Here is a 26826-nt window from a genome sequence, read left to right as displayed (position 1 = left end):
ATTTTATGAAAGTATACCATCCATACCTTACTGTAATATTACTGTAAGGCTACAATTTTGTCGGAATAGAAAAATCCAGGGTGAATGTGGTGCTATTTTCGTAAGAGATTCGTCACTTTAAAAATAAATACAGTTGGCTGCTGCTTGATTTTTTCTATATTAGCTCTAATACAAGGTCCATCCAAGTTATATTTCTCTTAAACATAAAGGCAGAGACAATCACTCCAGTATGGAGCAACTGTCTCTGTATTATCATCTATCCCATAAACCAATCACCACTATTCACAATTTGCTTTTTTTCTAATTGTTGTAAGCAGATCCGAATCAGTCTTGTTACAGAATGTTCCTCCATAAAACTTTACGCTATGAATCACAAATGAATCCTCTGTCCCGGACATCAAAATAAACGGAATTTTCTTCCCACTTCTATGAAGCTGTTCCAGAAGTTCCAAACCTGTACCGCCCGGCATATTGTAATCCGAACAGATCAAATCAACTGATATGTTTTCAAGTAATTTCAATGCCTCATTCACACCACAAGCCTCATATATCTCAAACTGATTCCTTAGAACATGAGATAGCAGCCCTAAAAATGTAACGTCGTCCTCTACAATCAATATCTTTTTCAATATTTTTCCCTCTATTAGCGATAAATTAAACATTACTCTGAGTAAACACTCTGTACAGCAGATGGAAGTTCCGTATACTCCACTTCTTCCCAATTTACAACTCCACGAATTGGAGCTACCTCCAAGCGTAAGAAGGCGTCATCCTTGAGAATTTTACTTGTTTCAAAAGTAATATCTCGTTTCGTACTATTTTCATCATAGACTGTCAATGTGTAAGAATAATTCATCGCACCGTGCGGTTCAATTTCCTTTACCTTTGTGTTATCAATTTGTGTATAATAATCAGTGCCGTCAGTTCCTGCAAAAATGGCGATACCAATACAAAGGACAACCATAACCACTATCCCAACTCCGATTAATACATTCTTTTTGTTCATCCTATAACCTCCCTTAAATTATTTCATTTTTTTACTACGCATAGTCAACTTAAAACAAATCAGCATAACTGCTATGCCAATACACACTAATGTTTTTTTCATGAATACCACCCCATCTTTCGATTGCTTTTGCATTTTCATCCCTTTTATTCTAGATTACCAACCTCTTTTTCGCTCTGCTTTTTTTGGCTTCCTTTTTGCTTTTACATTGGGAAGTTTTTCTGAATGTGTAAAAGCATTTAACAGTACAACAGAAAGCAACACCGTGAGAATTAATATGATGATTGCCGGAAAGGTCTGATAGGAAACAGTATCATATTCTGCACCACAATACGGATCAAACAAAATCATTGCAGCCTTGATCGGAAACCAATTTAGCAAAGAGCCCTCAAAGGTTCCAAAATAACCATATACGAATGCGACAGCAACACCAATCAGGCTACTTCCAAAAAGAAATGTATTGATAATAATGAGTGGAAGTACCGAAAGGTAAATTAAAATATTTGTGGCTATGATCCGCCCCGTGGCGATCATAATGCTGTATGCTGACATTCCGGGGAAATGCAGGAGCAGATTCATAATAACAGCGAGCGCAGCGTTGATAAGGCTGAAAGCTATGGAGAGAAAAAAAAGAAGCTCAAATTTTCCAATCAACAGCTTTTTAAAGTCAACCGGAACCGTTAAAATTGATTTCAGAGTGTCGTCCATTGTCTCCCTCGAAATAACAAAGGAGGCTGTCAGCATAATTACCACAGGAAAAAAATACGTACAATTTTGCTGAACCACCTGATGAACAAAATAGTTAAAATCCCAGCCGACAGAGGTACTGGCCGTCGAGTAGAAATAACTCATAAATACGGAGAGAAACATCATAGCGGCTCCGGCCTTGATTACAGAATAGCGTTTTATTTTCCAAAATTCAGTTATAAGATTATCCATTTCATCACCTCGTCCATTTCTTATAAAAATGCAGCATGAGCAGTATCGAAAAAACCAGCGTTATCCCCAGTACAGCAAATGCCCAAATATCGGAGGGAAATAACAAATAAGCTGCTTCTGAAAAATGTCTGTCCGCCAAACGTCCCATCATTTTTTTGCTGCTCCAATTCATTACACATAAAGTCGGAAATAGATTAATTACCTTTACCAGCGATAAATTCACTTCAACCAGCGATAAAACACTCCAGTTCAAAATCGCATAGAAGAATGAAAGAAGCGTGGAAATCAAATAGGATTTGTTGAAATAGATAATGAAAACGATAACCGGCAACGTGGCAATCGTAATTCCTATTCCAAAAACAAGACTGAATACCAGCTTAAATCCAACATCATAAATGATTCCCGCCTTTAAAACCCATGTAAAGAAAATCATAAATACAGTATTGCAAAGGGTATAAAAAAGCCCATAAATCAATACAACGAATAATTTTGCCGCAATCAGCCGTGACGTAGTGACCGGAATTACACATAGATTTTTGAAAGTATCATTATCCCTCTCCATAAAGAACAGTATGGAGGCTAGAATACCCAACAGACACGGTTCCAAAAAAACCAGACCATATCCAAGCATCATGGTATAAGATAAATCGAACCGTCCTTTCAAAAATTCCACACTTGTATCATTTCCCATTCCCATTTTAGAAGTGTAAACCACAATAAGAGGGAACAGCAGAGATAGCAAAATAATAAAGGGCACAATTTTTTTACGCTTCAATTTTGCAAACTCACCAGCTATCAGGTTAAGCAATTCCCTCACCCCCTGTTACTTTCTTAAAATAATCTTCCAAAGTGTCTTCACAAAGGTGCGCTTCAAACACCTCCAGGCCATTTTCTACAAATGCACGGGTAATCGCTGCAGTCGGCAGATTGACATCCAGCAAATGGATATTATGCTGATCAGTAATCTTAAAATATCTTGTCTGAAACATTGTTTCTAAAATGCGGGCGGCTTGTTTGCTGTCGGATACTGTAAAATGGATATAATGGCGGTTTTTCTGTTCTAATTCAGCAAGACTTTCTTCTTCCAGCAGCTTACCATGATCAATAATGCCGATATCATCTGCTAGGAGAGCAATCTCCGAAAGAATATGGCTGGAAATCAAAATGGTCTTTCCCCTGACATCACATAATTCTCGGATAAAAGAACGAACCTCTGCAATCCCGATAGGGTCAAGCCCGTTAATCGGTTCGTCGAGAATCAGTACTGCCGGATCGTGCATGACAGCCAGCGCAATCGCAAGCCGCTGCTTCATTCCAAGAGAGTATTGCGAAAACAGCTTTTTATCCTGATACGGCAGATTAACAAGTTCCAGTGCGCTCTTAATGTAGTTGGAATCTTTCAGCCCACGCAGCTTCGCAAAAATTTTCAGATTTTCCGTTGCGGTCAAGTTGGGATAGAAGCCGGGGGATTCGATCAAACAGCCCACACGCGGAAGAATTTTCTTCTCGTTTCCATAAATAGGCTTTCCGAAAATCTTCACTTCGCCGGATGTGGGAGCCGTCAGACCTAACAACATTTTCATAGTCGTGGTTTTTCCTGCACCATTTCGTCCCAACAGACCATAAATACGCCCCTTCTTTACATGGATACTTAAATCAGATACGCTGGCCTGTTCTCCATACATTTTTGTCAGGCTGCAGGTTTCAATAATGTAATCACTCATAGATGTTATACCTCCCTATATAGTCAAGTCTTTTTTCCTTGAAAATCAAGGATTTTTTAATGTTTCATCAATAAATATCTCAGAAGAAAGAACCATTGGAATGGACATTTCTCTGTATCTGGTACGAAAGTAGTGGATTTTGGGTGCACAAAATAAAACGTCTTCTCTTTTCGTTCTACATGGCCTTGTGTGTACCCATCCATCTACGGCAGCGAACCTCCCATGTCTACCAGGATCATCAGACCATTGCTGAGTCCTAACTTCTCTCGTCCCGCCTGTCCATAACCAGGGTGTCAGCTCAGCTCCTTTACAGGGTCATGCCCTCTGGTGAATATTCCTGCCGACTACTGGCTCCATTCTTTGTTTTTTTATTACTGACTTTTTCCTGCAACAGCACCTCTCGGTGGACGTTTTCCTGTTACATTCCATTTACTTGTTTCTTCCAGCTATCATGGCTGGCCTCAGCCTTCCATTCTTTCCTTTCAAAGGCTCAGACCGGCCATGATTCACTGTTTCTTTCTCTTTATGCTGCTGGCTGCATTTTAGTCTTACAATGTCACTTAACATCTTCTGACCGTCATACTCTATGCCTTTTGTTAGTATTGTATAAAATATCCGGATCAGTTTACATGCCACCGCTATCACCGACTGCATCTTCTTCAGGGGATTCTTTTCCCTCGTCCTGTAATAACAATGGATCTCTTTAAATTCTTTATTTTTCCCAATCACCGATATCGCAGCTTCATACAGCGCATATCTCAAACGCTTTCTTCCCCTGTGGCTGATACGACTTTCTCCATTATGCTTTCCGGAGCTGTCTGCGACAATAGCATATCCTGCCAGTTTCTGCACCTGCTTTGGATTATCAAAACGTCCAATGTCTCCAACCTCTGCAATAAAGCAGCTTACCGTTTTTATTCCAATCCCATTGATCTCCATCAGCTTATCTATATAGGCAATCTCAGAAAGTGTTTCCTCTATCTCTTCCATAAGTTCATCCATACGATTCTTATATATTTCGTAGTCATTCAACAGGTTTCGGATCTCTTTCCTGGCACTTCTTGGTGCTTCCGTATTTCCGATGCTGTGCTCCGCTGCGGTTACCAGGGTCGTTGCCCTCTTTATCCCAGCGCCTTTCAGCCTTGCATCTCTCCATATCTTATTAACACCATCCACGCCAAGCTCTTTGATATCGCAGGGCAATGGTGCCTGTTTGATTACCATCAGTCCGCTTACTGCATCCGGATTCCTGTAAACGTCTTTGATCTCTGGAAAATAGATGCTGAACCAGCGGGCGATCCTGTTTTTGATTCTTGTAATCTCTTCCTGTGTCTGAATACGAAGGTTGGACAAATTTCTAATTTCTGCATAAATCCCGGTTGGAATATATGGATATGAAAATCTTCCTTCATTTACCAGACCTGCAATTGTTTTTGGATCTTTACGGTCATTCTTACTCGGATTATTGTCATCCAGTTCTTTAGACTTCTTGACATGATGCGGATTCACATGTACCGGCTTCATTCCCTGTTCCTGCAGGTACGCTCCAAGGTTCAGCCAGTAGTGACCGGTTGGTTCCATTCCCGGAATCACAGCTTCCATCCCATGTTTCTCTGCTATATCGTCCATCCAGTCTTTGAATGAGGAAAATCCAGCTTCATCGTTGCTGAAGGCAAACGGTTTCTTTGAGTACTCATAATTGCGCCAGCCGAAAGCTCTTGCATAATGGGTTTCACTTCCCACATCAATACCAACGATTAAAGTCTTTTCCGTAATAGATGCAATTTTTGCGTTCTGTGTGTTATAATTCATTTCAAGTACCTCACTGTTTAATAAGATTTTTTACTAACCGTCCAAAGTCAGTAATCTTATTTTACTCTGAGGTATTTTTTTCTCAACCTTCTTTCTCGGAATTCCTTATATTTGAATTATACAAGAAGCTCCTTTTTGATTCACATTGATCGTAACATGGCATCCTTGAGGGTATCTTGAGTTAACCTTGAATTTACCTTGAGATTTCAAAACATGAATAGGATATTTTCATCTTTTGAGCTATAATAAGGGACAAAGAAAAGGAGGTGCCGTATGAAAGATAAAAGCATTCTTGCTGTCGACGATGAATCAGAGCTACTTAAAATGCTCCAATCGGTTTTTTACCGTGCCGGGTACACCAAAATCACCACTGCTTCTTCTGGGAAAGAGGCATTAGCGATATTTCGGGAAAATCAACCCGATATGGTAATTCTTGATGTGATGATGCCGGGCATTGACGGGGTTTCACTATTAAAGGAAATACGAAAAACGAGTACGATTCCTGTTCTCATGCTTACAGCCCGCGGAGAAGCCGATGATAAGTTTTTAGGATTTGAAAACGGAGCTGATGATTATCTTATAAAACCTTTTTTGCCCAAGGAGTTACTTCTGCGTGTTCAGGCAATCTTAAACCGCGCCTATCCTGAAAAGGAACGTATTGTATATCTGGAAGCTTCAACCGTTAATTTAGATAAGGCCGAAGTTTATCGTGGGGATGAAGTGTTTTCATTGACTGCAAAAGAATTTACGCTATTTGAAAAGTTATTTGAAAACTCCGGAAGGATTGTAACCACAGGTTCACTATGCGAAACTGTCTGTGGGGAATTCTGGCAGGGATATGAAAATACTCTTGTGACACATATACGCCACTTAAGGGAAAAGATCGAGGCCAATCCGTCAAAACCTGTTTCCCTTTTAACCGTAAAAGGATTAGGTTACCGGCTCCACATTAAGGGGGCGGAAAAATGAAACCAATTGACCGCTTCTTTCGCCGCTATATATTATCAGTCATCGGAATACTGCTGCTGTTTTTTGTAATCAACATTGTATTAATAGGAATCCTTTTTCTTACTTCCTATCTGAATGGTGTTAAGGACTCCGTTTTTCCAATGGAACGGTTTTCAAATCTTATTGAACAAAAGAACGGGGCATTCGCAGTTGATCCGGAAGCAAATGACATCTTAGCACAGACGGATGCTTGGGCTATGCTGATTGACGATGAAGGTGCTGTCATTTGGGAAAGCGGTCTGCCAGAAGGACTTCCCCTTAAATACTCTGCATCTGAAATTGCGATGTTCAGCAGATGGTATCTGAAGGACTATCCCGTTAAAATCTGGAATCATCCAAATGGACTTTTAGTTGTGGGATTTCAGCCGGGCACAATCAGCCAATACTATATCTCGTTCAAAACCAGATATTTCTGGCTTGTTCTTTTCATCTGTCTGGCTGCATTGGTCATCAATATCGGTGTTATGATTTTCTTATTTTTACGTAATACCAGAAAAATCGAAACTGCAATGCGGCCAATCCTGGCTGGCATCCAAAAACTGTCACAGGGGGAAACATTTCACTTAGAGGAAAAAGGTGAACTTGCTGAAATCAATACAGGATTAAACCATGCCAGTGACTATCTGGCAAAAAAGGATAATACGCGTGCTGAATGGATTCGTGGAATATCTCATGATATCCGTACGCCACTTTCTATGATTTTAGGTTATTCCAGTGAAATAGAAGATAACCCTGACTTACCAGCAGCAACCAGAAGACAGGCTGAAATCATACGAAAACAAAGTGAAAAGCTCCATACATTGGTTGCAGATCTAAATTTAACAACAAAATTGGAATACTCTATGCAGCCCTTCCGCATAAAGCCGCTTGATCCTCTTGAACTGATCCGGCAGGTGATAAGCGAATTTCTAAATAACGGACTTCCGGAGGGCTATGAATTAGAACTGTCTGGAACTGACACAGATATAAAAACTTTCCTATACGGCGACAATTTCCTGCTTAACCGGATGCTGCACAATCTAATACAAAACAGCATCACACACAATCCTGGTGGATGTCAGATAACCGTTTCTGTAAAAATGGACAACAGAATCTGTACGTTTTGTGTCGCAGACTCTGGGTGCGGAATCAAGGAATCATACCTGGCATTACTGAATAACGATACCAGTATTCCCAGTTCCCAGACGGAAACAGCCGAAGCAGAACACGGATTGGGGCTTAAAATCGTAAGACAGATTGTAAAAGTACATTATGGAGATATCCAATTTTCAAACATTACACCTCATGGTCTGAAAACTGAAATTCACTTGCCTGATAAATTCAAAGGATAATTATAAAGCCCCAGAACAGCTTCAAATGCCGCCTGGGGCTTTTCATACGCTTTATTTCACCTCAAGTTTAGAGAGTTCTTGCTAATACTTTAACGGTTCTTTATAACTATTCCTCTCTTAAATCGCTGTAATTTCACAGTTATTAATTATCTCAACCAACCAGCGATATTAGTCGCCACGACAATACTGGCTACTATGCCAATTACCAGCGCATGTTTCTTCCATGTCAAACGTAGATATCCAACAAACTCACGTATTAAAGCATTTAGCGTAAAATACCATTTCGTTTTTGCCCCAAATCCAACACACTTTAACCCTTGCTGTTTTGCCAGAATTAATGCTCTGAACACATGATAAGCCGTTGTGACGATAACAATTTTAGGAGCCTCTTTATCAATCAATTTCCTTGAAAACAGTAAATTTTCTTCTGTTGATACAGATTTTTGTTCCATTATGATACGCTCTGCATCTACACCTTTACCTACTGCATATGCAGCCATAGCCACGCTCTCTGGAATATCCTCTCCAGGTCCCTGCCCACCGGACATAATCAATACAGCATTAGGATTGGAATACAGCAATTCCATTCCTCTTTCAATCCGGGCCGCAAGTAACGGTGTGACCTTCTTTCCAATGATTCCAGATCCCAGAACAACAATATAATCTGCATTTCTGTTCTTTTTCAGATGAATAAGGTTAAGAATTGCAGAAAGTGAATACATAGCCATCAATGATAATACATATACTGCCGAAAAACTGATGATAACATAGAGCATTGTACTTAATGTATTTTTTCTTAAATTGCCAATCATCGGCCAGACAGACAGGTAGACATATAACAAGATAGAGAACAGCATCGACAATAAATTTGACGGTTTCACTCCTTCATGTTTGATGACTTTTATTCCCTCGATGAAAAACATGACGATCAAAGCTGCCGGAAACATAAGCATACAGCCTATCGCCAAAACAAACAGGAGAATCAGTATTCCAATTACCACGTCATGTGCTGCCAGCCACCTGGAATATTCAGATAGAATAAAAAACAAGGAAATAGACAAACATATCATCATGAAGAAAAAAGAAACCCCGCTCCATAACGTTCTGGGTTCACGTGCCATTATTCCTGCAAATATACAAAATAATATGAAAAATATAAAAAATGTAAATTGCCACATAGATGCCTCCTATAAAAACGAACATTTTCTATACAAACTGAAAGACTTATATAATGACTTCAATGAGATTTACAGCTATTATCATTGTTAACATCTGTTTGGTCTTTCAGTTGCTATTCAATCCCGGACAGCAGAATTTTACCATAATCCATTGAATAATGCCACAGAATAGCCAAATTAGCGTTTTCCAGTTTATACTATATCCTCAAAACAGTTTATTATAAAAGAATTGACCCCATAATCAGACCTCAAACCCCACTGAACTCCAGATTCTCTGAGCGTCTGCAACCCGCAATGCCCTGGATCTCTTTCCAGAATGCCTCGTAGATTTGATCTTTCTCTAATCAGTCTCCCCTCCTGCAATCCTCTCCGCTTCCTCCAGCGGAAAGTTCGGTATCTCCTCCAGCAGTTTCAACGCTATCTCTTGCTTCAAATCCTCATCCACGTAACTCTTTACACTGCCGTCCGACTGCTTCTCTTCCACTGTGGAAAGCTCTGTCATATAATCATCGTAATATGCCATAATCTTTTCTGTTGCCCATTTCTCCCCGGCAACAGCTGCTTTGATAATTTCATAAGTCAATGAATTCTGCTGTTCTTCCATGCCTGTACCTCCAAGTTGATATACTGCTTACAGCATACCATATCTGTGCGAAAAAAGCACCCGCCAGTCTTTGCTGACAGATGCTCTCACTCCCCAAGTAGGTATTCATAATCTGCTTTTTCCTTGGGAACCACACGCTTTGGGATTTTGTCCATTTCTTCTTTATACGCCTGAAAAAATCCAACATCCATCAAAGTGTGCAGAAAATCCTTTCCCTTTGCCTTATCGCTTCTCTCCCGGAATTCTTCTCCATAGTCCTTTTCGTATACTTCATTTTCCATGTTTCGCACCCTTTCCTGTAGAACAATTTACCACTACGGGTAGGATGTTACCATAGATTTCTTATTATTCGTTGTCATGAAGGATAACTTTCTAGGTCTATATTGATAAGTTTTTCAAACGCATCATATGATGATAGTTTTATTTTACATTCCCATCAAAAAAAAGAAAAGCAACAAACATTTTGTCTGTTGCTCCCTCTATCAACCGGAAGTTGTCATTCTATAAGTTCCGATGACAAACCTTTCATCATATCATTGTATACTGAACTCCCATCAAGAATGGTTCCAAATGTATCAACCCAGAATGGTATATAGTCACATCTATTTGCTACCATCTGCGAACCAATATTCGTTATAGAAGCAGAATAGAATGGAATAATATTTCGTGTCAGTAATTCTTTGGTCAATCCCTTCACTAAATACGTTCCCAATCGGGCATTTCTATATTCTTCCATAATATCTATACCTCTTTCCCAAAAACTGATTAGCTGCTTGCGCTTTCATATCTGTGTACGCCATATGTCCAAAAAGACAAGGCAAAAAACGTAAAAATGCACACGATCGCCACCCCGAAAAGGAATCCTTTTGCCGACAATGCCCCTGTTACTGCCTGCGTTGGCAGCGTCGCAATGATTCCGTACGGCAATACACAGTAAAAAATAAACTTATAGATTCCATAAAAAGCGATCCCCGGTATTTTCAGACACAAATCCACAGCCGTATTCTCTATTTTCATCAGGTTATCTACATAGAACACAAAAAAGGCAAAGCACCGTATCAGAAGCTCCATATCGTAGTACAGTATGGTCATTAGCAAAACCAGAAACAAATATCCAATGATATTCGCATACGAAAGATTCACGCCGCTTTCTCTCACCCCATATCCAACGATACAGGCACTGAAGATCAGAAGCGGTATGGCGCCCGGATCTACTTTTTCAAAGGTGATCCGCAATAATGGATTCACTGGTTTGGTCAGATATAGATCCAATTCTCCTGTCTGTATTTTGTCTGGTAAGGATATTACCCCAAAAAAGCAAATGGTCATGTTCAGGGCATCAATCAGGGAAAATGTTCCAATAAAAATAAGGATTTCCCCATGCCCCCATCCACGGATACTGTCCACATGTCCGTAAATTGCCTCGAAAGCGAAAAGTTGAACCAGAAAATAACTGGTATTAATGAAAAACGGCGCAAAGAATCCCAACCGAAATGTCATGATATGGGATAATCTGAATTTGATCAGTTCTGATATAAATTTTAAATTATGTTTCATATTCCTGCTCCATCATATTTGATTCGATCATGTTCATAAGTTACCTGATTTAAAACAAGAAAGACCATGCACCACACACTTAAGACGATTAAGCCTGTGACTGCCTCCTCCTCACATTTCCCTATAAACAGCATACTGGGAAGATATGTGACATAATAGAAAGGCAGAAATTTCATGCCTGCTGTCATCCATTCCGGTAAAAGAGCAAGGGGAATCACCGCCCCGGTCACAAATGCGGAAAGGTTATCTTTTATCATGAGAAAGATGCTGATCTCCTCAAATTTCAAGGTCAAAATCCCAAGAAAGTAATTGAGCAGCGCCATAAACAACAGTCCTAAAACAACCATGATACTTCCGCATAACAGGATCTTTATATTGGCTGTATGCACAAATGGAATCCGGAACAAATAAAACCACAGAAACGTTGCTAAAAAACCAATGCCCGCAGAAAACGCAATCTTCCCTGCTTCCATCGCCACAAAATACCCCTGTGTCTGTACCGGTATCACCATATATTTTGAAAAGGTACCATTTCTCAGCATACCGGTCATCTGCCGGCTGATCTCCGCAGATTTTTCCGACTGGAATAAATAGGAGCTTATGATATAGTAAGAAATCATGGCCTGAAATCCCAAGCCCGCGATCTGCTCTTTACCCTCAAACAGAATACTCCATAAGATCCATGCAAACAGTATCTTCGCCACCGCCAGAATCACGTCTACTAAGGTATCCGACCTCCAGATCAGCTGTGCTTTCATGTATGCCTTGGCAATTTCTAAATATTTCTTCATGTCCTATACCTCCTTATAGATACGCTCCACGACTGAGCCTATTTCTTCTTCCTCAATTCCAATATCCCGGATCGGATAATGACCGATATAAGATTCCAGAACTTTTTCTGCGTTCTGTTTTGGTATTTCAAGTACCAGTTTGTCATTCGCTTTTTCCAATACTCTGCAATCATCCGGCACATCAGGCTCTACACTGTGTTCAAAGTATATCGTCATTTTCTTACTCTTTTGATAATTTTTAAATAACATATCCGTACCGCCGTCATATATTTTTCTGCCGTGATTCACGACTATGGAGCGTTTACACAATACCTTAATATCCTCCATATAATGCGAGGTAAGCAAAATGGTAGTTCCTCTTGACTCATTCACATCTTTTAAGAAAGTCCGGATCTGCTTACCTGCCACAGCATCCAGTCCAATGGTCGGTTCATCCAGAAACAATATTTTCGGATTATGAAGCAATGCAACGATCAGTTCCATCTTCATCCTTTCTCCCAACGATAGCGTTCTTACCTGTACATTCATCAGTCCCTGCACCTGAAACAGATCCACAAAAAAATCCTTGTTTCTTTTATACTCGTCTTCCGGGATACCGTATATTTCTTTAAACAGCCGCAACGTGTCCTCCGTTGTCAGTTCAAAAAACAGCTGGCTCTTTTGCCCCATAACCACCGCATACTGCTGCTTAAATGCTTTTTCCAATTTATTCGGATAAAATCCCATCACCTGTATCCTGCCGCTTGTCGGCGCAATAATCCCGGTCAACATCTTCACCAGGGTCGTTTTACCCGCTCCGTTCGGCCCGATCAGGCCTACAAACTCACCCTCATTTACATGAATATCAAAATCATCTACCGCAATTTTTTCTTCATATTTCCTGTGAAACAGGCCCTTAATACTTCCGGCCAAACCCTCCTGCTTTTTATACCGCTTATACTTTTTCGTTAAATTCTCTGTCTCAATTATCTTCATCTTGAAAACCTCCAGTTTAAATATTCAATGAAAAAACATAAAAAAATGTGGTTTCTGCCTATCATTACATAGACTGAAACCACAGATGTATATATCTTAAGATGATGAAAAAAGCAAAACATCCCCATAAAAGGAAAGCAGCAATGACCTGAAAAATGCAGCCCATTTGCTCGCAGAAATAAAAAAGCATGACACCACAGTCATACTTTTCCCGCTTTCTTATCCATCATAATAAGACAATTATTCCCAGTGTATGCAGTATTCTGTAAGGCAGAAACAACCGGCATTCAATAATGCCAAAAAGGGTAACACAAATAAAGCACTCTATTCCGTGCTTACCCTCTTATAAAATTTAGTTGTCCTTTGTCATTACAAAAACAATTAACATCCACATACCTGCTCTTTCTTGAAATATGGTCTTATATTAGCTTATAACTTTGTCAATGTCAAGCATTTTAGCCTGGATACATATTTTTTATCCAGATTTGGAGAGGCGCTAATTTTTCCTCAATACAAAATAGGAATCATACTTTGTTCCATCATGCCCTATCAGCTTTTCCTCTGAGCGTATAAATCCTAAATTTTTCAACGCCACAATACATTCTGCCGCAGAGGGAAGCGCTTTCGTAGCGATCTTATCACAATGAAACAGGCTATATGCAGGTTCCATTATCAATCTTAATATTTTTATAATCTCGCTTGTCATTTCATAATCACTGCGAATGTCCAGCCTGAGCAAACCGCAGTTTGTAAAATAATCATCGGCGTCTCTGTGGAAAAGCTCTATTGTTCCAATTGCTTCATCAGTTGCTTTTGACACAATTGTCAACCTCACAAATCCTTCTCTATTGTACTCGAAAAGCCAGTAATCAATCGCCTGTTCCATTCTGCTTTCCGTTGTATAATAGAAATCATCTCCGCCACAATTATCACTATTAAAAAAGGGGACAGCCCTTTTATCAGAATAAACCTTTAATAAATCCATTCTATCCTCTTGGCAAACCATTCTCACAAGATAGTCCTCATTCTCATATTCAGGACAATTTTTATAAACATCCACCATTCTGATCTCCTCCGTAAATTTCGTCTTTTCATCTCTATCTATGGCAGCATCCTTAGTTCTGACTGGAAATACTGCTCCTGAAATTTTTCCAATTCTACAAGCTAGAAAAGCTAAAACTCATATCTTGTCCCATGTGAGAGTAACAGTCCATCTGTTAATTCTACACATAGAATTATCGTATTTTCATCATCAAAATTGTTATGTCCGTTATCAATCCATTCAGCAAAGACATTTTTCAGTTTTTTAGCAATCATACAATTCTCTTTTTTTCCAAAATAACCCAAATTGCTGCCCTTTCCATGTGCCGTAAACCACTCACCAGCTATTGCAACAGCAGGATTGTTTTCTATATGTTTGATTTTATTTGAAAGTGCATATGTAATAATATAAAATGCACCGTTCTCATAGTAGGCATTTACATATCGAACATAAGGCACCTCCTTTTCAATGGTTGCCAACGCAATAACAGTGTCTTTTCCAAAACGTTCCATCATTATTTTTTTAGCTTCTCGGCTCATTTTTTTCATTAATTCGTTCTCCTTTGCAACTTTTCATTTAACTGTTTTGCAGCTTCGTTAAATCTTCAAAAGAAACATCCATTTTTACAGACACTTCATCTATGGTCATACCAGAAGCAAGGAAACGCTTTATAACCATTTTCATATTTTCTCCAACTTCTATGATATGTCCGTCCAAATCATAAAATCGAATGACACGTTGCCCCCAACTGTGTTCAATTACCTCACCCAAACACTCAATATTCGGATATTTTTTTAGTTTATGTAAGAAACTGTCAAAGTCCTGTTCCTCAAAACATAATTCCACATTGTTAGATTTTCTTAATATGCTTTCTTTTGGTAAATGAACAAGCCAGTCAAAGTCCTGCTGTAAAGCTAAACCGCAGGTAAAAGCTATATTTCTTCCATAATCCTGAAATACTTCCAATCCGAATAAATCCTCATAAAACTTTCTTGCAGCTTTGATGTCTGCTACCGATATAACCGTACAATTGTATTTCATGTAAGTTTTCCTTTCTTAGAGATTATTTTTTCTTCCGGAGCTTTAGTTCAATATTCTTTCGCTTTGCTGCGTTTTGAAACACCCCCGCAGCATAAGAACTTTTTTCTTTGAGTGTCAATCTTTCCAGTTCCGAATTACCCTTGATTTGCAAAAGTATCTCATTTATTTCCTGCAATTCCAAAAGATTGACCCCCACACAAAAAAGAGTCTTTTACCTGCCATCGTTATAGTTGGCTAACAGTAAATTCAATAATTCCGTCTTTTCTGTCTGCTCCGCATTGTATGCTTCGATCCCTATCTCTCTTGCTTTTTTCAAATCAGCTTTTCGGTTACTGTGTGTAATGAATGAATCAAATTCATCTATATGCTCATACTTCTCACAGGGGTACTCTCTGCACCGAAAACAATATTCCACACCATCATGTTCTAAACTACACTTTGCAATTTTGCAGGATTGATTCCCCTCTCCGCCACCGCAGCCGGGACAATACTTATTTAAGTGCATAGGACATAATCCGCAGTTCAAACCACAAAGAGAAAATAGCTGATTGTCCCTATGGAAACCTTTCATACGCTGTACCTCAAATCTCAAATTTTAATCTGGCAGACTAAAAATCTACACAAATTGTTTTATTAAGTTCAACCATTCCTTATTCATATTCAATTCCCTCTCAAATTCGAATTTATGAATCCTTTTCTTCGTAAGGCTTATTCCAAGAACCTATCTCTATTAAATTACCTTCAGGATCAGCAATATAACAAGTTCTCTGTCCCCAAGGTTCAAGTTCCGGTTCCAGTACAGGAGTAGCACCGTTTTCTACAGCTTTACTAAATGCTTTATCAACTTCTTCAAATGTATCAACATAAAGTGCCATTTCAAAATGACCGTTGAATCCTTTGATATAATCATATCTGCGATTGGTCATTTTTTCAAAGTCATTTCTGCCGTACAACAGAAACAACGTCCCATCTTTTACAAGATATACATTAGATGTATCTTCCGCTTCTTTAATCTCAAAGCCAAGTACATCTCTGTAAAAGCGAATCATTTTCGCCATATCTTCAACAAATAATCCAAAACCGTCCAATCTCATAATACAATACCTCCAAATTCCGATTTGTTTCTTTATTTTCAGCATCCAGTATACCTCTCTGCTATATTTCGCATTCAATAAAAGTATACTATCCATACCTTACTGCAATATTACTGTTAGGCTACAATTTTGTAGGAATAGAAAAATCCAAGATAAACGGGATACCATTTTTCACCCCTAAAAGCGTATTATCCCCATGCTCTTCTTCCAGGCAGCTTCGTAGATTGCGAATTATGAAAGAATCCCGGATGGATTCAAACACTATTAATTTTCTCTTTCGCTCTCCTCTCCGCTTCCTCCAGCAGTTTCAATGCTATTGCCTGCTTCAAAACCTCATCCACATAACACTTCACATTTCCATCCGGCTCCCGCTCCTTCACTGTGGCGAGTTCATCCATATAGAAATCGTAATGTTTAAGAATCCGCTCCATTGCCCACTTCTCCCCGGCGACAGCTCCCTTGATCGTTTCATAATCCAGTAAAATCCGCTGATCGTCCATAACTCCGTACCTCCGGCTAATTGATTTCTTACAGCATACCATAACTTCATGAAAAAAGCACCCGCCATTCCTCACACTAACAGATGCTCTCATCCTTAATACACCTTATCAAAATATCCAATGAATATGGTCATCCGCAATAGCCCGTCCTTAATCGAAAAAGTCACATTCTCCAAGCAGGTATCCGTAATCCTCTTTTTCCTTTGGAACCACACGCTTTGGGATTTTATCCATTTCTTCTTTGTATGCCTGGAAGAATCCGATATCCTTCAATGTGTCTAAAAAGTCCTGTCCTTTCGCCTTATCACTTCTCTCCCGGAATTCCTCTCCGTAATCTTTCTCGTATACTACATTTTCCATGCTTCGCACCCTTTCCTGTAGAACAATTTATCACTACGGGTAGGATGTTATGATGTCTTGTTCTTTTCCTTCTCTGCATCTTTGATTCTGTAATAATCTTCCATATCCAGACTCAATTTTATATAAGTATCAGGTTTTAATTTTCGGTTGCTCAAGAGGCACACAGTTTCAACAGATATATGATGATTTCTAATAAGCGGTCTATTTTCATCACTGCTCTGCCATCCTTTCGTTTCTCTCAGATATGAATCTGGAATTTATCTCATATATCTAACCATTGAATAAAAGCTGTTTTATCTGTACAGTTATATCCCGCATTTTTATAAAACTCTAACGTCTTTTGTTCTTTTGAACCTGTCAGCAGCATCATCTTGTAGCAATTATTATTTACAGCTATGGTTTTTGCATAATTTAAGCATTCCGTAGCATAACCATGCCCTCTATAGTCTGCATGAGTAACAACATTTTCCACAAACGCATACGGATGTATGTTTCTTGTTAAATTTGGAATAATCACACAAACGCACGAAGAAACAATCTTTCCGTCAACAATATTTACAATAAGATGATGATTTTTATCTGCTATAATTTGATTCCAAATGACCGATAAATGTTCCGATTGTTCTGGAACAGTCTCTTCATGAAGATATAAATATAAATTCAGCACTTCCAGCAAATCTTCCTGTTTCGCTTCACGAATCATTCTTATCACCTCAACTCATTTAATTCCGTCATAAAATATTTAATCCATAAATTTCATTATAACGAAATTATTACATTCTGATTTCCGACTTAAAATACTGTTCCTGAAACTTTATCTGCTCCATGATTTCCTTCTCACTAAAAGAAAGATTTTCAGGTGCAACCACCCATTTTTCTTCAACATCATCCAATCGGTGTACAACCGCAGTAATCTTTCCTGTAAATTCTTTAACAGCTTCATTTACACCAACGATATAAGCATCCTGCTCCTCACCATCAGGAGCCATAATGCCTTCGATATATCCGTAGTTAACAGGATAATACAGGTCTTTATGTTCCGGATGATAACTTCCAAGCGGTCTGTCAACGATGACTTTTACAATCTCTCCAATCATTCCAGCCTCTTTTTCTGCAAAAACGTTCAAACCGTCTGATGCGTCTGTCCACATCGCGCTGCAGTGCCTTTGTCAGACGCAAGTCCGGCTCATACCAGATATTTTTTAGTTCCAGCTTTCCCTGCTTTTTATCATAAGCCATTTCTATCCTGCCTGCAAATCTGTCTCCATAGAGAATCGGCAAAACATAATAACCATATTTACGCTGCTGCTTCGGCGTATAGATTTCCCATTTATAAGAAAAATCAAAAACTGCTCCTATAAGCTTCCTGTCCCAGATCAGATTATCCAGCGGTGCAATAAATTCACAGCGCTTTTTCATCGGGGGATTTTTCAATATAAATTCTGCAAGTCCTGCATCCTCCCTGCGGCAATACAACGGCTCCCCAATCTCTTCCACTTTTACTTCAATAATCTTCTCTTCTTTTAACAGCATCTCGAATATAGCATTTCTCTGTGCAGCCTTAAGTCCCTGTATACCCAGCCATGCGTCAGAAGCACGGTTCCACAAAAGACCCACCGAACCAATGCGCTCTGACACCAGCCATTTTCTATAATCAAAATCCGAAGGAAAAGGCTCTGGTTGATTCAAAAACTCTGCCGGAATGCAATTTTCAATCAGATCATAATATTTCAGTGTTCCGCTCTTATGATGGATTCCCAGTTCTCCGACAAAATACATATGTTCCAACGCCGCTCTCGACAACCTGGTATCACTCCAATACCAGGATACCTTTTCCACTATGTCCAAATCTGCGCTGCACAGTGGTCCCCTCCGTGCAATTTCCTCACGCACCCGTTCCTGTACTTCCACAATTTCTGTATGGCTTCTCTCCCAGCTTCGGTGAGCCTGCCGCTCCCGGGCAAAATATTTCCAGTTCTCTATTGGAAGAATCGAGAGATTTTTATCAAAATAATCCACCAGTTTCCGATCGATATATAAAAGCTCATAAAGCATCGTCTTTTGATAGTCTTTGATTCTGGACTGCAAAACCAGATCCGCATTTCTGCCACAGACATCCACCGGATCAAACTGAATGCATCCTGCCTGCCGGACAAAAGAAAGGACGCCTTCTTTTCCAACAAATTTGTAATCTCCCAGCAAGCCATGCTTTAATAACAAAAACTGCCGCGCCTGTTTTTTCGTAAAATAAATTCTGTCCATTTGCCCTCCCACCGCTAATACAAAAAACGGCAGAACCCGTCATCATACTGCAGCAACAGAATTAATCCATAATGTTTCCTATTTCTTATTAAGAACCCAATAGTATTTATACTGAGTGCCATCATGTCCGGTCAGCGCATGATCTGATTCTTCATACCCCAGTACCGCCAATGCCTGAATACGTTCTTTTGCGGTTGGCACCGCTTTTGTTGCCAGCATCCGGCAGGAAAACATGTCAAACGCTGGAGTTTCTATCTGTTGTAAAATTTCCTTTATCACATCTGCTTTTTCGTAATCACTTCGCAGATCCAGACGCAGCAGCCCGCAGTCTTTGAAATAATCCTCAGAATCCCTGTGGAATAATTCAACCGTTCCTATAACTTCTTCCTCTTTATGGCTGAAAATACCCCATCTCACAAATCCTCTTCTTTCATACTCCCAAAGCCAATAGCTGACAGCCTCCCTCATTCTTTCCAGAGATGTATAATGGAAGTCATCCCCACCGCAATTATCACTATTGAAAAAAGGAACCGCCTTCCCGTCCGAATAAACCTTCAGTAAATCCTCCGCATCACTTTCTGCGACCAGACGTAAGCAGTATTTTCCATCGTCAAAAACCGGACACTCCTGATACACATCCTCAAAAGTTCCCTGATCTCCAAGTAACACTTTCACAAATTCACTCATCTTATGCTCCTCTCTTTTTTACCTTCCGCCATACGCGCAGAATACTCCATGTGCCATAGAACATCTCCATCCTACCATACTTCTGCGACAGCTATATGTCGTAATTAGATAAAAATTTTTGAGCAGTCTCGATCAGTTCATTTCGGCAGGCTTCCGGAGAAATGACTTCCACACGGTTTCCCATACTCAAAAGCAGGGCTTTCCACGAGCGTTCTCCAGGCGGAACCTGAATCCATATTCTTGATTTTTCCTCCGACCATTCTTCTATTTGGCTGTCCGGAAAGTACTCTTCCATCAGGCACGTATCTTTCTTATCAAACGCTACCTCCAGTGTAATACAAGTTTCACCATATGCCCTGTCTGACTGCTCCATAAGCTCCTTTACCGCCGGATGCTTTCTGTCAGACTTTTCCGATGTAATTTGAGGCTTGCGGATTCGTGCAACTTTAAAGGTACGATACGCCTCCTGTGGAACAGACCATGCAAATAAATACCATGAATACCATTTATACTGGATAGCAAGAGGTTCAACCAACCGCTGTGTTTCTTTTCCCTGCGCATCCCTGTAGAAAAATTCAACCAGTGCCTTTGTCTCAATTGCCCGTTTCAGCATCTGGTTCACTTTTTGCACCTGTTGATTCTCCATGGCGATTCCAAAATCAAAAAAGATACTCTGTTCCTGATCCCTGTCCAAAAGTGCATGATACTTTTCAATTAAACCTGCCAGCGTTTCATTTGCATATGAGGTTGCCAGGCTTTCCAGTGCCTGCTGAATCAACTGCTGTTCTTCCTGGTGGATATTGCAGTTTCTAACCTTATACGACGGCAAAATGGAGTATCCTCCACCCTTTCCCTGATTGGAATATACAGGAATCCCTGCTTCTGCAATACTGACCATGTCTCTCTGTATGGTGCGAACAGAAACATGGAGCCGTTCTGCCAGGTCTCTGGCGGATACATTCTCATGATTCAAAAGATAAATGACAATTTTCAACAGTCTGTCTATTTTCATTTGAATAACTCTCCCTAATGATATCGATTCGCAGTTTTTGTTTTAGCCCAATCAACTGTAATTTTAATGTTTGTCATTTTTCTTCAGTCTTATTTTGCCTGTTACTTTTTCTACTACCAGTTTAAAAACTTTTGTACGGGGCATTACTGCCTTATTGAACGAAAATTCTTCTTGACCATAATGCTTCATCAAAATATATAAAGCATTGCACTTTTCATCATCAGAAAGCATTTCAACACGCCCTTGTCCAATAACACTCTCATATTCCATTGTGCAACTTCCGTGTTCAACCTCTGTCACTAATTTATGTCCACAATCCATTTCAAAACTGGCTCTATTGTCCTTTTCAATTAAATCATATTTTGTACCCTCCATAGCTCCATGAAAATACAACTCGATTTTACCTTTTTTTATACACATTCCAAAATTAAGTGGTAATATATATGGGTAGCCATTATTATTTAAGGCAATTCGGCATACATCACATTTTTCCATGATAGCTACAATATCTTCAAACTCTTTTACTTCCCTATCTGAACGACGCATTTTTACCTCCCTACTACAATATTGCAAATACCGATTTGTTTATTCGTCCCATGTATTATCTGTTTAGAAGTTTTGTCAAATCCTCAATAGAAGCGTCCATTTTCACAGAAACTTCTTCCATAGTCATGCCGGAAGCAAGAAAACGCTTTATCACCATTTTCATATCCTCGCCAACCTCAATGATGTGTCCGTCCAAATCGTAAAACCGAATCACCCGCTGGCCCCAACTATGCTCGATCACTTCTCCCAGATATTCAATATCCGGGTATTCTTTCAACTTGTTCAGAAAACCGTCAAAATCCTCTTCTTCAAAACACAGTTCCATATTATTGGGTTTTGTCAATACACTTTCTTTTGATAAATGAACAAGCCAATCAAAATCCTGCTGTAAAGCTAAACCACAGGTAAAAGCTATATTTCTTCCATAATCCTGAAATACTTCCAATCCGAATAAATCCTCATAGAACTTTCTTGCAGCGTTGATGTCTGCTACCGATATAACCGTACAATTGTATTTCATGTAAGTTTTCCTTTCTTAACCTCTATTTCCATTAACTCTACAAACTGGAAATTAAAATTGCAGCATACCTTTTTCATCGTACTTAAAATCAGGTCCCCACGCGACTTCCCAGTAATATCCATCCAGATCTGTAAAGTATGCGTGATAGCCTCCCCAAAATACATCCTGCGGTTCTCTTACAATTGTTCCTCCTGCAGTTCGAACCAATTCAATGATCTTATCAACGTCATCCTTGTGTTCCACATTATACGTTAATGTAATACCGCCAAATCCGTTACCTATTTGTGGAGGATTGTTTTCGTTTATATCTTTTGCTAATAAGTCCAATGGAAATAATTCAAATTTTGTTCCTGGCGTATCGAAAAAGCATACATATGGATTATTCTCTTTGCAATCTGTCTTATACCCCAAACCATCTCGATAAAATTTTATCGCTTTCTCCATGCTCTTTACACCTAAACATACGCAAGTAATTTTATTCATTTATATACCCCTTTCAATCACTATTTTTAGAACTGAACAAAATACAATTTTACGCTCTCTGCGCCTTCCTTGTAAACTGAAAGCCGCCGAGTTTTTTACATAAATAAAATTTCAATTTTTATAACATTATGTATTCATAATCAAAGTTAACCGTTACAATTCTTTCATCATGCACAATGATTCTGGCATTGAAATATAAGGACCATAATTATTCATTTTATTAAATCCTACTTTTCGATATACATGGCACGATTCTTGTAGCAATTCTCCAGTTTCAAGAATCAATTTCCTATATCCTAGTTCTTTTGCCCATTCGATTAATTCAAGAACCAGCTTGGTTCCTATTCCTTTTCCTTGAAATTCATCTCTGACAAATACTCTTTTCTATTCAGTTGCATTGTCGATATCACCGTACTGATATTCTCTAATTGCTCCAGCACCAGCGGCTTTTCCATCAACATACACAACTACAACCTCTTTTATCTCATCAAGCTGATTATACTGTTTATATTTATCTCTCTTAATAACTCTTCCTACTCGCCTATCTAAATCCATATCTAATAACTGACAGTTCTCGATAAAGTCTTCATTTGTCCCAGAACATCTAATAAATTCAATGTCAGCCATATACAAACACCTCCTAAGTTACGAAAATCGGAAGTTATCGCTTTCCTTCTTTAATGAACATGATCAGTTTTTCTACATCATCAAATTCATCATAATCGCCAACGACACCTTCACGATGATATATAATGCCATTTCTCTCGTTACGCTCTAAGCAATCTAACAGCATTTGCTCCCCATATCTTTTAATAAACAAAGTAAAGCCATACTGTCCTTATATTTTTCCAGATTCAAGAAATTTTTCAAAATCACCATACAACTCACCTGATTCCACTGACGCAGCTTCAAGTTCTAAAAGAAATTTATATGCCGCTGTATGATTCTTGTCTTGTAGTTTACCAATCATATTCATGGAGTTTCCCTCCTGCAACTTCAAATCTGTCATTGTTCTTCATTGTACCATATAACCATGAATTTTCCCACCTGTTTCGCATATGGCTGTCCCTCAAAAATGTTCGCCTTGTAACCATTCTTCTGCGACGCCCAGCGGGTATGGATTCCTTCTCCGCGGCTAGAGTACGGCAGAAAGGGCGATATCATTCCTGTCTTTCATTTATTCAGTTATTATTGGGACGACGAGTGCCGTCCCACCGGTATAAACAAATTTATTCCATTGTTTTGATACGGTCTACAAGCGATTGCTTTTTACAGTAACGGATTGCCAAAAGGGAATATCCCATAGCAACAGCAAAAAGTGCGACGAAAAAAATAATTACCTGAACAATCGGAAATGTATAGTGCAACTTTCCAAAAACGCCAATTTGATCGAACAGCAAGCACAGACAGTATCCCGAAACAGTCCCAACGGTCAAAGTAATTATCATTGTTCCAAAAACATAGTAAAGGCTTTCTATTTGCAACATCTTTGCAAGCTGTTTTCCGGTTAGACCGATAGATTGAAGTACCCCAAACTCCTGCTGCCTTGATATTAAATTTGTCATAAGTGTATTGATAAGATTTATAATACCAAATAGCCCGATAAATATGACAAGACCATAAATCGGTGCTGTATATGCCTTCAGACTTTTTTGTGCAAATGCCAGGACATCGGTATAACTCTCAATTACCAAATCCTGCTTCCCACTTAGCGTATCAAATACAAACTGCTCTGCCAGAGGAAGCTCCTGTAAATCTGTTCTGATGGAAAGCTGTGTATTGAAATTAGTTACTTTACTGCGTAACACTTTTATCAGATCCGTTGGTAGAAAAAACAAATTACCATTATACTCATTTCCAAAGTCCACAGTTCCGGCTATTGTAAAGGTAATCTTTTCTCCCGTATCAGATAAAATTTCTATCTGATCGCCCAGCTTCAAATCGTATCCGTAAAATTTGGCAAGATTATTCTCGTTATCATCTACTAAAATACCATATCCCTCTACCAGAGTATTATAGTCCATTGTTCCGCTCAAAAGGCATGAATTATGATTAGCTATCTGTTCCCTGGATAATGCACCGATCATTTCATCCATGCTGCTCTCGGTACCAGCATTTCCGGGCAGAAAAATAGCAGCATATACGCCTTGTACCTCTTTTATTTCTGTAATTTCTTTACACTTTAGCAGTTCATTGACAAGTTCATCGGATAAAGGATTGTTCTCTTGCAAATGTGTCATCAATGTAACACGAGAAATTTGCTGCGTGCTATTATCATTCGGAGATAATGAAATGGTGATTTCTTTTTCACCGAACATCTGCCGTGCAATTTTATTTTCATTCACAGAGCAAAAATATGTTGCCCCACACATCAAGAGTATTCCGGTAAATCCAAGAGAAATTAAAGTCATAACAACCTTTTTGCGGTTCCTCATAAAATTGAGTTTTGCCAAATTCATAGGGGAAAGATTGCGTACCAGTTTTTTTGTTGTCATTTCTTTTGCTGTGTCTGTTGTAGTAGTAATCCGAATTGCCTCTATAGGGGAAACCGAAGCCGCAATTTTTACGGGTTTGTTAATAGATATCATAACTGCAAGCTCAGTAATTACTGTTACCCCCAGTATGCACATGATACTGTTGGGCCAGTACCAGCCTTTGGGAACAAGGGCATATCCAAGTACACATCCGAGTACACATCCGGCAGGAATGGACAGAAGTGAAAGTTTTCGACTTTCTTTCCATATCATTTTTTTGATTTGCTTTTTTGTCATGCCGATTACCTGAAAACGTCCATATTCTTTAATTTTTCCTATAACTGAGATATAGAACAGGCTATAAATTACCATTGAGCAGGCTATAACAATCAAAACGCTTATGGCCAGCACAATGAGCATATCTCTCGATGAATTATCAACAGTATCAAAATACGAGGAACTAAATGCTATCTGATTTTCTTCTATCCCATAGTTGCCAAGGCAACTACAGATAGTTGTTTTTAACTCCTCCTGGCTGAAATGTTCACTTGCCATAATGCGAAAAATACCCACATACGGGATAGATCCTGCATAGTAGGATTTTAAAAACACATCAGACACCAGAATTTGATAGTTTCGGTTACTGCCATCATCATTGATGATACCGCAAACAATATATTCTGTCTCGCCATTTTTTAATGGCAATACGATTTTCTCATTTAAGGACACACTATACCCGGTATGTTCCAGAAATGAAGAAGAAACCGCAACCTCATTTTCTGTTTCTGGCAGCCGCCCATTCATCTCAATGGAACGGAGATATAAGTCGTTGCTATCCCGATAGTTGATATTCAGAGTATAATCCTCAATACGAAAACTGTCTAAAGCAACTTCCATACCTGCCATTTCAATATTTGCATCATTAGATAGGATTGTTACCATTTGCGGATCAATTCCAATTACTGCCGCCTGATAACGTCCCTGCAAAAATGTTTTCGCTTCATAAGATTTACCAAATGTATATAATGCAAGCGTTGTCATAAGGCAGGCGGCAAGGGCAATCGTCACGATGATAAACACATTACGCCGTTTGTCCGCCTGAATACTCCTGTTCGCCAGCTTCTTGACAATGGTGCTGGTATCATTTTCAAAAGGCCATGTCATAGTCTGCCACCTCCTTATTCCACAATCTTGCCGTCCTCAATGCGGACAATCCGATCTGCAAGGCGGGCAATGTCGTTATTGTGAGTAATCATGACAACGGTCTGGCGGAACTCCGCGCTAGTACGCTTGATAAGCCCTAGCACCTCGGCGCTGGTCTTGCTGTCAAGGTTGCCAGTCGGCTCATCGGCCAGCACGATAGCCGGCTTGGTAATCAGGGCGCGGGCAATCGCCACACGCTGTTGCTGTCCGCCGGAAAGATTGTTTGGCATATTTTTCAGTTTATCTTCCAGCCCCAGCAGGTGAACGATCTCGTCCAAAAACTTCTGATCCACCGTGTCCCCGTCCAGCTCCACCGGCAGGACAATATTCTCATATACATTCAGGATAGGAACAAGATTATAGTTCTGGAAGATAAAACCGATGTTGCGGCGGCGGAAGATGGTAAGCTGTTCATCGTTCTTCTTTGCCAGTTCTTCGCCCCGGACGATCACGGTTCCGCTGGCAGGGGTGTCCAGCCCGCCCATCATGTGAAGCAGGGTGGATTTTCCGCTGCCGGAGGTTCCCACAACGGCCACAAATTCGCCGTCCTCCACGGAGAAGTTCACGCCGTCAAGGGCGCGGGTAATGTTCGGCTCTGTGCCGTAATACTTTTTCAGGTCAATCGTCTGTAAAACGCTCATACTCAAAACTCCTTTCAAGGCTTCCTGCCTGTTGAT

The 26826-nt window shown here is 39.5% G+C and carries 32 protein-coding genes and 4 pseudogenes; 2 read left to right on the top strand and 34 right to left on the bottom strand.

The window, feature by feature from the left end:
- Nucleotides 1-278: 278 nt before the first annotated feature.
- From BLCOC_RS06800 to BLCOC_RS06775, 6 genes and pseudogenes are all read right to left on the bottom strand, one after another.
- Complete coding sequence (locus BLCOC_RS06800) at nt 279-629, bottom strand: response regulator (protein ID WP_115624807.1); 351 nt, start codon at nt 627-629, stop codon at nt 279-281.
- A gap of 32 nt (nt 630-661) precedes the next feature.
- On the bottom strand, nt 662-1006 hold the full coding sequence (locus tag BLCOC_RS06795) for a YxeA family protein (protein ID WP_115624806.1): 345 nt from the start codon (nt 1004-1006) through the stop codon (nt 662-664).
- A gap of 156 nt (nt 1007-1162) precedes the next feature.
- Nucleotides 1163-1945 carry an ABC transporter permease gene (locus tag BLCOC_RS06790; protein ID WP_115624805.1) on the bottom strand — a complete coding sequence of 261 codons (783 nt, stop codon included), beginning with the start codon at nt 1943-1945 and terminating at the stop codon, nt 1163-1165.
- Nucleotides 1946-1949: 4 nt separating this feature from the next.
- Nucleotides 1950-2753, bottom strand: coding sequence for an ABC transporter permease (locus BLCOC_RS06785; protein ID WP_165907212.1), 804 nt, complete (start codon nt 2751-2753; stop codon nt 1950-1952).
- Nucleotides 2746-3669, bottom strand: a complete 924-nt coding sequence (locus BLCOC_RS06780; protein WP_115624803.1) for an ABC transporter ATP-binding protein — start codon at nt 3667-3669, stop codon at nt 2746-2748. The genes BLCOC_RS06785 and BLCOC_RS06780 overlap by 8 nt, the downstream gene beginning before the upstream one ends.
- Nucleotides 3670-4215: 546 nt before the next feature.
- Nucleotides 4216-5481 (bottom strand): annotated as a pseudogene (locus BLCOC_RS06775) (IS110 family RNA-guided transposase); the annotation flags it as partial.
- A gap of 273 nt (nt 5482-5754) precedes the next feature.
- On the opposite strand from BLCOC_RS06775, the gene BLCOC_RS06770 reads away from it, so the two are divergent.
- A complete protein-coding gene (locus tag BLCOC_RS06770) occupies nt 5755-6450 on the top strand; it encodes a response regulator transcription factor (protein WP_115624802.1) in 696 nt (231 codons plus the stop codon).
- A complete protein-coding gene (locus BLCOC_RS06765; RefSeq protein WP_115624801.1) occupies nt 6447-7820 on the top strand; it encodes a sensor histidine kinase in 1374 nt (457 codons plus the stop codon). The genes BLCOC_RS06770 and BLCOC_RS06765 overlap by 4 nt, the downstream gene beginning before the upstream one ends.
- A 146-nt stretch (nt 7821-7966) precedes the next feature.
- Here BLCOC_RS06765 and BLCOC_RS06760 read toward each other — a convergent pair whose 3' ends face one another.
- From BLCOC_RS06760 to BLCOC_RS06625, 28 genes and pseudogenes are all read right to left on the bottom strand, one after another.
- Nucleotides 7967-8998, bottom strand: a complete 1032-nt coding sequence (locus BLCOC_RS06760) for a YdcF family protein (protein WP_115624800.1) — start codon at nt 8996-8998, stop codon at nt 7967-7969.
- 340 nt (nt 8999-9338) lie between these two features.
- Nucleotides 9339-9602 (bottom strand): helix-turn-helix domain-containing protein, encoded by a 264-nt coding sequence (locus BLCOC_RS06755; protein WP_115624799.1) that lies wholly within the window; start codon nt 9600-9602, stop codon nt 9339-9341.
- A gap of 86 nt (nt 9603-9688) precedes the next feature.
- Nucleotides 9689-9883 carry a hypothetical protein gene (locus BLCOC_RS06750; protein ID WP_115624798.1) on the bottom strand — a complete coding sequence of 65 codons (195 nt, stop codon included), beginning with the start codon at nt 9881-9883 and terminating at the stop codon, nt 9689-9691.
- A gap of 215 nt (nt 9884-10098) precedes the next feature.
- Nucleotides 10099-10338 (bottom strand): hypothetical protein, encoded by a 240-nt coding sequence (locus tag BLCOC_RS06745; protein ID WP_174717647.1) that lies wholly within the window; start codon nt 10336-10338, stop codon nt 10099-10101.
- A gap of 29 nt (nt 10339-10367) precedes the next feature.
- Complete coding sequence (locus tag BLCOC_RS06740) at nt 10368-11159, bottom strand: ABC-2 family transporter protein (RefSeq protein ID WP_115624797.1); 792 nt, start codon at nt 11157-11159, stop codon at nt 10368-10370.
- Nucleotides 11156-11950 (bottom strand): ABC transporter permease, encoded by a 795-nt coding sequence (locus tag BLCOC_RS06735; protein ID WP_115624796.1) that lies wholly within the window; start codon nt 11948-11950, stop codon nt 11156-11158. Before BLCOC_RS06735 ends, BLCOC_RS06740 begins: the two co-directional genes overlap by 4 nt.
- Nucleotides 11951-11953: 3 nt before the next feature.
- On the bottom strand, nt 11954-12925 hold the full coding sequence (locus BLCOC_RS06730) for an ABC transporter ATP-binding protein (RefSeq protein WP_115624795.1): 972 nt from the start codon (nt 12923-12925) through the stop codon (nt 11954-11956).
- A gap of 496 nt (nt 12926-13421) precedes the next feature.
- Nucleotides 13422-13988 (bottom strand): GNAT family N-acetyltransferase, encoded by a 567-nt coding sequence (locus BLCOC_RS06725; protein WP_115624794.1) that lies wholly within the window; start codon nt 13986-13988, stop codon nt 13422-13424.
- A gap of 110 nt (nt 13989-14098) precedes the next feature.
- Complete coding sequence (locus BLCOC_RS06720; protein ID WP_115624793.1) at nt 14099-14515, bottom strand: pyridoxamine 5'-phosphate oxidase family protein; 417 nt, start codon at nt 14513-14515, stop codon at nt 14099-14101.
- A 28-nt stretch (nt 14516-14543) separates the two neighbouring features.
- Nucleotides 14544-15008 carry a VOC family protein gene (locus BLCOC_RS06715; protein ID WP_115624792.1) on the bottom strand — a complete coding sequence of 155 codons (465 nt, stop codon included), beginning with the start codon at nt 15006-15008 and terminating at the stop codon, nt 14544-14546.
- Between the two features lie 22 nt (nt 15009-15030).
- Nucleotides 15031-15579 (bottom strand): annotated as a pseudogene (locus tag BLCOC_RS27510) (DUF3795 domain-containing protein).
- Nucleotides 15580-15691: 112 nt separating this feature from the next.
- Nucleotides 15692-16102 carry a VOC family protein gene (locus tag BLCOC_RS06705; RefSeq protein WP_115624791.1) on the bottom strand — a complete coding sequence of 137 codons (411 nt, stop codon included), beginning with the start codon at nt 16100-16102 and terminating at the stop codon, nt 15692-15694.
- A gap of 254 nt (nt 16103-16356) precedes the next feature.
- Complete coding sequence (locus tag BLCOC_RS06700) at nt 16357-16602, bottom strand: helix-turn-helix domain-containing protein (protein ID WP_115624790.1); 246 nt, start codon at nt 16600-16602, stop codon at nt 16357-16359.
- 150 nt (nt 16603-16752) lie between these two features.
- On the bottom strand, nt 16753-16962 hold the full coding sequence (locus tag BLCOC_RS06695; protein WP_115624789.1) for a hypothetical protein: 210 nt from the start codon (nt 16960-16962) through the stop codon (nt 16753-16755).
- A 262-nt stretch (nt 16963-17224) separates the two neighbouring features.
- On the bottom strand, nt 17225-17665 hold the full coding sequence (locus BLCOC_RS06690) for a GNAT family N-acetyltransferase (RefSeq protein ID WP_115624788.1): 441 nt from the start codon (nt 17663-17665) through the stop codon (nt 17225-17227).
- A 70-nt stretch (nt 17666-17735) separates the two neighbouring features.
- Entirely contained in the window at nt 17736-18059 is a 324-nt protein-coding gene (locus BLCOC_RS06685; RefSeq protein ID WP_115624787.1) for an inorganic pyrophosphatase, read from the bottom strand.
- On the bottom strand, nt 18028-19224 hold the full coding sequence (locus BLCOC_RS06680) for a winged helix-turn-helix domain-containing protein (protein ID WP_115624786.1): 1197 nt from the start codon (nt 19222-19224) through the stop codon (nt 18028-18030). The genes BLCOC_RS06685 and BLCOC_RS06680 overlap by 32 nt, the downstream gene beginning before the upstream one ends.
- A 78-nt stretch (nt 19225-19302) precedes the next feature.
- Nucleotides 19303-19911: a GNAT family N-acetyltransferase gene (locus tag BLCOC_RS06675; RefSeq protein WP_115624785.1), complete on the bottom strand. Its 609-nt coding sequence runs from the start codon at nt 19909-19911 to the stop codon at nt 19303-19305.
- A 91-nt stretch (nt 19912-20002) separates the two neighbouring features.
- On the bottom strand, nt 20003-20923 hold the full coding sequence (locus BLCOC_RS06670) for a helix-turn-helix transcriptional regulator (protein ID WP_115624784.1): 921 nt from the start codon (nt 20921-20923) through the stop codon (nt 20003-20005).
- 63 nt (nt 20924-20986) lie between these two features.
- Nucleotides 20987-21469, bottom strand: coding sequence for a pyridoxamine 5'-phosphate oxidase family protein (locus tag BLCOC_RS06665; protein ID WP_115624783.1), 483 nt, complete (start codon nt 21467-21469; stop codon nt 20987-20989).
- Nucleotides 21470-21524: 55 nt separating this feature from the next.
- Nucleotides 21525-21989 (bottom strand): VOC family protein, encoded by a 465-nt coding sequence (locus BLCOC_RS06660; protein ID WP_115624782.1) that lies wholly within the window; start codon nt 21987-21989, stop codon nt 21525-21527.
- A 51-nt stretch (nt 21990-22040) separates the two neighbouring features.
- Nucleotides 22041-22472: a VOC family protein gene (locus BLCOC_RS06655; protein ID WP_115624781.1), complete on the bottom strand. Its 432-nt coding sequence runs from the start codon at nt 22470-22472 to the stop codon at nt 22041-22043.
- Nucleotides 22473-22625: 153 nt separating this feature from the next.
- Nucleotides 22626-22841: pseudogene (locus BLCOC_RS27505) on the bottom strand (GNAT family N-acetyltransferase); the annotation flags it as partial.
- Between the two features lie 15 nt (nt 22842-22856).
- On the bottom strand, nt 22857-23099 hold the full coding sequence (locus BLCOC_RS06645) for a hypothetical protein (protein ID WP_242999043.1): 243 nt from the start codon (nt 23097-23099) through the stop codon (nt 22857-22859).
- 34 nt (nt 23100-23133) lie between these two features.
- A pseudogene (locus BLCOC_RS27500) lies at nt 23134-23304 on the bottom strand (DUF3795 domain-containing protein); the annotation flags it as partial.
- 6 nt (nt 23305-23310) lie between these two features.
- Nucleotides 23311-23448 carry a hypothetical protein gene (locus BLCOC_RS06635; protein WP_165907165.1) on the bottom strand — a complete coding sequence of 46 codons (138 nt, stop codon included), beginning with the start codon at nt 23446-23448 and terminating at the stop codon, nt 23311-23313.
- 253 nt (nt 23449-23701) lie between these two features.
- On the bottom strand, nt 23702-26110 hold the full coding sequence (locus BLCOC_RS06630; protein WP_115624780.1) for an ABC transporter permease: 2409 nt from the start codon (nt 26108-26110) through the stop codon (nt 23702-23704).
- A 14-nt stretch (nt 26111-26124) separates the two neighbouring features.
- A complete protein-coding gene (locus BLCOC_RS06625; protein WP_115624779.1) occupies nt 26125-26790 on the bottom strand; it encodes an ABC transporter ATP-binding protein in 666 nt (221 codons plus the stop codon).
- Nucleotides 26791-26826 lie beyond the last annotated feature (36 nt).

Origin of the sequence: Blautia coccoides, assembly GCF_034355335.1 — a bacterium.
GTDB lineage: Bacteria > Bacillota > Clostridia > Lachnospirales > Lachnospiraceae > Blautia > Blautia producta.
Note: the sequence above shows the minus strand (reverse complement) of the source record. Positions and strands in the feature narration are given on the sequence as shown.

Coding starts and splice junctions, on each gene's coding strand:
- BLCOC_RS06795 (WP_115624806.1), bottom strand. CDS start 1,006: ATGAACAAAAAGAATGTATTAATCGGAGTTGGGATAGTGGTTATGGTT.
- BLCOC_RS06790 (WP_115624805.1), bottom strand. CDS start 1,945: ATGGATAATCTTATAACTGAATTTTGGAAAATAAAACGCTATTCTGTA.
- BLCOC_RS06780 (WP_115624803.1), bottom strand. CDS start 3,669: ATGAGTGATTACATTATTGAAACCTGCAGCCTGACAAAAATGTATGGA.
- BLCOC_RS06770 (WP_115624802.1), top strand. CDS start 5,755: ATGAAAGATAAAAGCATTCTTGCTGTCGACGATGAATCAGAGCTACTT.
- BLCOC_RS06765 (WP_115624801.1), top strand. CDS start 6,447: ATGAAACCAATTGACCGCTTCTTTCGCCGCTATATATTATCAGTCATC.
- BLCOC_RS06760 (WP_115624800.1), bottom strand. CDS start 8,998: ATGTGGCAATTTACATTTTTTATATTTTTCATATTATTTTGTATATTT.
- BLCOC_RS06755 (WP_115624799.1), bottom strand. CDS start 9,602: ATGGAAGAACAGCAGAATTCATTGACTTATGAAATTATCAAAGCAGCT.
- BLCOC_RS06750 (WP_115624798.1), bottom strand. CDS start 9,883: ATGGAAAATGAAGTATACGAAAAGGACTATGGAGAAGAATTCCGGGAG.
- BLCOC_RS06745 (WP_174717647.1), bottom strand. CDS start 10,338: ATGGAAGAATATAGAAATGCCCGATTGGGAACGTATTTAGTGAAGGGA.
- BLCOC_RS06740 (WP_115624797.1), bottom strand. CDS start 11,159: ATGAAACATAATTTAAAATTTATATCAGAACTGATCAAATTCAGATTA.
- BLCOC_RS06735 (WP_115624796.1), bottom strand. CDS start 11,950: ATGAAGAAATATTTAGAAATTGCCAAGGCATACATGAAAGCACAGCTG.
- BLCOC_RS06730 (WP_115624795.1), bottom strand. CDS start 12,925: ATGAAGATAATTGAGACAGAGAATTTAACGAAAAAGTATAAGCGGTAT.
- BLCOC_RS06725 (WP_115624794.1), bottom strand. CDS start 13,988: ATGGTGGATGTTTATAAAAATTGTCCTGAATATGAGAATGAGGACTAT.
- BLCOC_RS06720 (WP_115624793.1), bottom strand. CDS start 14,515: ATGAAAAAAATGAGCCGAGAAGCTAAAAAAATAATGATGGAACGTTTT.
- BLCOC_RS06715 (WP_115624792.1), bottom strand. CDS start 15,008: ATGAAATACAATTGTACGGTTATATCGGTAGCAGACATCAAAGCTGCA.
- BLCOC_RS06705 (WP_115624791.1), bottom strand. CDS start 16,102: ATGAGATTGGACGGTTTTGGATTATTTGTTGAAGATATGGCGAAAATG.
- BLCOC_RS06700 (WP_115624790.1), bottom strand. CDS start 16,602: ATGGACGATCAGCGGATTTTACTGGATTATGAAACGATCAAGGGAGCT.
- BLCOC_RS06695 (WP_115624789.1), bottom strand. CDS start 16,962: ATGGAAAATGTAGTATACGAGAAAGATTACGGAGAGGAATTCCGGGAG.
- BLCOC_RS06690 (WP_115624788.1), bottom strand. CDS start 17,665: ATGATTCGTGAAGCGAAACAGGAAGATTTGCTGGAAGTGCTGAATTTA.
- BLCOC_RS06685 (WP_115624787.1), bottom strand. CDS start 18,059: ATGATTGGAGAGATTGTAAAAGTCATCGTTGACAGACCGCTTGGAAGT.
- BLCOC_RS06680 (WP_115624786.1), bottom strand. CDS start 19,224: ATGGACAGAATTTATTTTACGAAAAAACAGGCGCGGCAGTTTTTGTTA.
- BLCOC_RS06675 (WP_115624785.1), bottom strand. CDS start 19,911: ATGAGTGAATTTGTGAAAGTGTTACTTGGAGATCAGGGAACTTTTGAG.
- BLCOC_RS06670 (WP_115624784.1), bottom strand. CDS start 20,923: ATGAAAATAGACAGACTGTTGAAAATTGTCATTTATCTTTTGAATCAT.
- BLCOC_RS06665 (WP_115624783.1), bottom strand. CDS start 21,469: ATGCGTCGTTCAGATAGGGAAGTAAAAGAGTTTGAAGATATTGTAGCT.
- BLCOC_RS06660 (WP_115624782.1), bottom strand. CDS start 21,989: ATGAAATACAATTGTACGGTTATATCGGTAGCAGACATCAACGCTGCA.
- BLCOC_RS06655 (WP_115624781.1), bottom strand. CDS start 22,472: ATGAATAAAATTACTTGCGTATGTTTAGGTGTAAAGAGCATGGAGAAA.
- BLCOC_RS06645 (WP_242999043.1), bottom strand. CDS start 23,099: ATGGCTGACATTGAATTTATTAGATGTTCTGGGACAAATGAAGACTTT.
- BLCOC_RS06635 (WP_165907165.1), bottom strand. CDS start 23,448: ATGAATATGATTGGTAAACTACAAGACAAGAATCATACAGCGGCATAT.
- BLCOC_RS06630 (WP_115624780.1), bottom strand. CDS start 26,110: ATGACATGGCCTTTTGAAAATGATACCAGCACCATTGTCAAGAAGCTG.
- BLCOC_RS06625 (WP_115624779.1), bottom strand. CDS start 26,790: ATGAGCGTTTTACAGACGATTGACCTGAAAAAGTATTACGGCACAGAG.